The sequence below is a fragment of the Streptomyces sp. H27-H5 genome (assembly GCF_026627505.1).
Lineage (GTDB): Bacteria > Actinomycetota > Actinomycetes > Streptomycetales > Streptomycetaceae > Streptomyces.
In genome coordinates this window covers 1-4,623 of record NZ_JAPNLK010000212.1, presented here as the reverse complement: position 1 = coordinate 4,623, position 4,623 = coordinate 1, and the positions used below count along the sequence as shown (strand labels likewise).

The 4,623-nt window shown below is 67.8% G+C and carries 3 protein-coding genes and 2 pseudogenes; all 5 read right to left on the bottom strand.

The genetic code is table 11. From position 1 onward, the window contains the following. Positions 1–136: 136 nt before the first annotated feature. Complete coding sequence (locus OTB19_RS41605) at positions 137–451, bottom strand: SCO5918 family protein (protein WP_267804064.1); 315 nt, start codon at positions 449–451, stop codon at positions 137–139. A gap of 46 nt (positions 452–497) precedes the next feature. Further along, a pseudogene (locus OTB19_RS41600) lies at positions 498–892 on the bottom strand (CBS domain-containing protein). Between the two features lie 45 nt (positions 893–937). Beyond that, positions 938–2,452, bottom strand: a complete 1,515-nt coding sequence (locus OTB19_RS41595; protein ID WP_267804063.1) for a DEAD/DEAH box helicase — start codon at positions 2,450–2,452, stop codon at positions 938–940. A gap of 310 nt (positions 2,453–2,762) precedes the next feature. Further along, complete coding sequence (locus tag OTB19_RS41590) at positions 2,763–2,966, bottom strand: cold-shock protein (protein ID WP_266967262.1); 204 nt, start codon at positions 2,964–2,966, stop codon at positions 2,763–2,765. A gap of 689 nt (positions 2,967–3,655) precedes the next feature. Beyond that, positions 3,656–4,377: pseudogene (gene trhA / locus OTB19_RS41585) on the bottom strand (PAQR family membrane homeostasis protein TrhA). Positions 4,378–4,623: the final 246 nt, after the last annotated feature.

Below are 4,623 nucleotides of genomic sequence, written 5' to 3'. Positions count from 1 at the left end.
AGGGATCACCAGTTCGGAACCTGGGTTCGAAGACACACGAACGGCCGTATCGACGGGGAGATCAGCTGTCCGCCAAGCGGGATCCGAAATGTCCGCCTACAAGGATCTTGCGCTGTCCGCTCTCAGCCGGCCTTCGTCAGGCGGTCACCGGGCTGCCGAGCATCGAAGAAGCCTGCCGGAACGGGCTGCGGACGCGCGTGGGCACGGCGGCGACAAGGGGAAGGCCGCGGCAGGTGAAGCCGAGCTGGGTCATGGCGCGAAGGACTTCGCCGGCGCTGAAGTCCCGGCGGTCCTGGCGGGTGATGACCTGGCCGACCTGCTTGAGGGGGTAGGTGCGGCGGCCGATGATCACGGATTCGCCGGTGACCTGTTCGGGCTTGATGCCCTTCATCGACTCCAGGACACCGCTCTTGGTCAGGTCGAACGGGAAGCGGGCGATGACACAGCGCATGAGGCCTCACAGGGAGAAGGGGACGGTTGTGCCGCGGTGAGGCGGTTCAGCGGGCAAGGGCGAGGACGCCCAGCGCGCTGCCCTGCTCGTCGACGACGGTCAGGGCAGCGAGCCTGCGATAGCGCATCGCGTGGTCGGCCTCGGCCATCGTGGTCGTGGGCAAGGCGAACGGCCCGCGGTCGCCGAGGACACTCCGCAGACGGACCTGGTCCGTGTAGGCCGCGCTGTCGCGGACGGCGGCCAGTTGGGCCCGGGTGACCAACCCGGTGCACAGGCCGTCCTCGTCGCAGACGAGCAGATGCCCCGCGTGGGCGCCGGCCATGACGGCCAGCGCCACCTCGACCGTCATGTCGTCACAGACCTGCGGGCCGGCCGCTCGTCCACCGTGCGCTGTACAAGGTCGGCGTTCGCCGAGCGGGGCTGCATCCGAACCAGCGTCAACACGTGCCTCCTGCAGAGGTGGGTCAGTTTCCGGATCACTGGTTCTCAGGCAGCCGCGTCGAAGGCGGACTGTCGCGCGCTCACGCGCCGGGCGGCCGAAACGGGCCGACGCCGACCGCGGGAGGTCGCGCTGCGCCTGGGCCGCTCGGAGACCGGCGCGGTGATGGTGACCGGGATGCCGGAGGGGGCCTTTGCGCCGGTGATGCGGTGCAGTGCTTCCTCGCCGGAGCGGACCTGGGTGGACTGCGGGGTGATGCCCGCGGCCGTCATCAGCCGGGTCATGTCGCGGCGCTGGTTGGGAGTGACCAGGGTGACGACGCTGCCGGACTCGCCCGCGCGAGCGGTGCGGCCCCCGCGGTGGAGGTAGTCCTTGTGGTCGGTCGGCGGGTCGATGTTCACGACGAGGTCGAGGTTGTCGACGTGGATGCCGCGCGCGGCCACATTGGTGGCGACCAGCACGGTGACGTGGCCGGTCTTGAACTGGGCGAGGGTGCGGGTGCGCTGGGGCTGGGACTTGCCGCCGTGGAGCGCGGCGGCTCGTACACCGCTGTTGAGGAGGTGCTCGGTCAGGCGGTCGACGGCGTGCTTGGTGTCGAGGAACATCATCACCCGGCCCTCGCGCGCCGCGATCTCCGTCGTCATCCGCTGCTTGTCCGCGCCGTGGACGTGCAGGACATGGTGTTCCATCGTGGTCACCGCGCCGGCCGAAGGGTCCACCGAGTGGACGACCGGGTCGGTCAGGTAGCGGCGGACCAGCAGGTCGACGTTGCGGTCCAAGGTGGCGGAGAACAGCATCCGCTGGCCCTCGGGGCGCACCTGGTCCAGCAGGGCGGTGACCTGGGGCATGAACCCCATGTCGGCCATCTGGTCGGCCTCGTCGAGGACGGTGATCGCCACCTGGTTCAGCCGGCAGTCACCGCGGTCGATGAGGTCCTTCAACCTGCCGGGCGTGGCCACGATGACCTCGGCGCCTGCGCGCAGCGCGCCGGCCTGCCTGCCGATCGACATGCCGCCGACGACGGTGGCCAGGCGCAGCCTGACGGAGCGGGCGTACGGGGTGAGGGCGTCGGTGACCTGTTGGGCCAGCTCGCGGGTGGGGACCAGGATGAGGGCGAGCGGCTGGTGGGGCTCGGCGCGCTGTCCTGCGGTGCGTGCCAGCAGGGCCAGGCCGAAGGCCAGGGTCTTGCCGGAGCCGGTGCGGCCTCGGCCCAGGACGTCACGGCCCGCGAGGGTGTTGGGCAAGGTGGCGCCCTGGATCGGGAACGGCACGCTCACGCCCTGGGCGCCGAGTGCGGCCAGCAGCGCCCCGGGCATGTCGAGATCGGCGAACGCCTCGACGGCGGGAAGCGCCGGGGTGATCGTCTTCGGCAGGGCGAACTCGCCCTGGACCGAGGCGGGCCGGCGGCCGTAGCCGCCCGAGCGGCTCGCACCCGCGGAACGGCTCGGGACCGAGGAGCCGAAGCGGCTGCTCCGTCCTGAACCGGCGCCCGTGCCGAAAGCGGGCCCGCCGGAACGGCTGCGGGTGCGTGAAGAGCGCTCGTTCGTACGTGTGGGGTTCATAAGAACCTTCCTTGATGCGGCACCAATCAAGGAACTCCCGCAGCGAAAGAGCGGCGCAGGGAATCACAAGAACGTGCCGAGCAGAATATGAAAGCGAATCCGGCTCACAGAAAGCGATATGAGCACGGGCACTGGAATGGGGGTGGCGTCACACGGACGCGCTGACCAGATAAATCAATTACGGTGCAGCATTCAAGGGGCAGCTTCCTTGAAAGGCCTTTCCCGCAGGTGGACGCACTGCGGGGAATGGGTGTAGCTGGGTCCCGCACCCCGAGGGATGCGGGACCCAGCTACAAGATGCGCGTCAACGTCAGGCGGGAACGATGTTCTCGGCCGTCGAGCCCTTTTGACCCTGCGCGATGTCGAAGGTGACCTTCTGGCCTTCCAGCAGTTCACGGAAGCCTTGAGCAGCGATGTTCGAGAAGTGGGCGAAGACGTCCTCGCCGCCACCGTCCTGCTCGATGAAGCCGAAACCCTTGGCCGCGTTGAACCATTTGACCGTGCCAGACGCCATGTCATATCTCCTTTGGGGCAGTACACCGGTGTCCGCCCTTGCGGGCACCGTGTCGCCGCGATGATGCCCCGTCCGGAAAATGACCGGAAATACAAAGCGCAGCAGATATTCGACACTGTGGCCGACTGAATACGCTTGGAGTTTTTGGGTACCAAAACTGCAACCGAGATCGACAGTAGCACGCTGCTGCCGGTTGCGTACGTCCCATATTTCCATCACGTCTTTTGCAATAAAAATTCTGCCTGCAAGGCTCGTCGAACTCTTAGACGGCGGGATCAGATATTGATTCACCCCGGGTGCAGCGTTCGACAGCAAGGGGGTTTTACCAGGGGTGGGCGTGTTTTGACCACCGGCGGCGGTGCGTTGCATTGTTGTGAGCGCCACACGTGGGAAATGTGGGGGATGTAGGTGGTGCCGCTACCTGCATCGCACCGGCGCCCCTCCCCCTTGACCACCCGGCGGCCCATGGACCCGCCGCGCGCCTCGCCGGAGGCGGATCGGGGCCGCCCGGACCCGTTCCTCCCCGATCCCCCGGTCGGCGCGCCGGGCACGAGCCGGGAGACCGACGGCTGGTCGCACCCCCGAGACGATCCCCGCGCAGGGGGATGCGGGCCCTTCGGGAGAGGACCATCCTGCCCCCTCGTGGATCGGCGCCCGCCTGGACGGCGAGAGCGCGTCACGCCGTCCGATCAGGAAGCGGCAAGAACGATGGCGATGAAATGCGCGGTGAAGGCAGCCACGGTCAGATCAGAGCGTGGAAGACCTCGTGGAAACCGAACCAGCGGGGCGAGGGGTCAGGGCGCTGGAGGGCGTAGACAACAGCGCCCGCGCTGTAGAGAAGCCCACCAGCCACGATCAGGGACAGTGTGGCCGCTCCGCCGTTGTGCAGGAAGTCCGGCAGGTAACGCACCGGTGCCCAGCCCAGCGCCAGGTAACAGGGTGTGTAGAGCCAGCGGGGGGCTCCGACCCATAGGACACGGAAGGCGATGCCGGCCAGGGCGCCCGTCCAAACAATCCACAGCAGGACGGATCGCTGGTCGGCGGAGAGCAGGAGCACGGCGAGGGGCGTGCAGGTGCCGGCGATGATCAGGAAGATGTTGGCGTGATCGAGGCGCCGCAGAATGGCTTCGCCGAGTGGTCCCCACGTGCCGAGGTGGTAGACGGCGCTCGTTCCGAACAGCAGCCAGGCGGTCACGGCGTACACGGTGCATGCCAGGGCGGCCTGCGGCGTCCTCGTCAGGCAGATCAGGACGATTCCCGCCGCCAACGATGCGGGGACCATGCCGGCGTGAAGCCAGCCGCGCAGCTTAGGTTTGATCGGCTCCACCAGATCGGTCGCCCGCGCGACCAGGTCGGCGACCGGGTGAGAGTCTTCAACGGTCTCCGGCCGGTGCGATCCGGCGAGATCCATTGTTTGGCGTTCGTCGACCGTGGGCGCATGAGGAGACCTGCCGGCTTCGGCGTCGTCTCGGGACACTGCTTCCCCTCCTGACCAGAACCGCTGGGCATCATTGGCAACCATGTGTTCATGCTAAGTGGTCTGCGTCGTAAGTCCTTCGGGGGTTGATCACGCGGCCTTGGCGGCGGAGGATTCTTCTGGGTGATCGGCGGTGTGCTGGTCGAGCCTGGCCAGGAGATCGTCCAGGTCGGAGGTGGT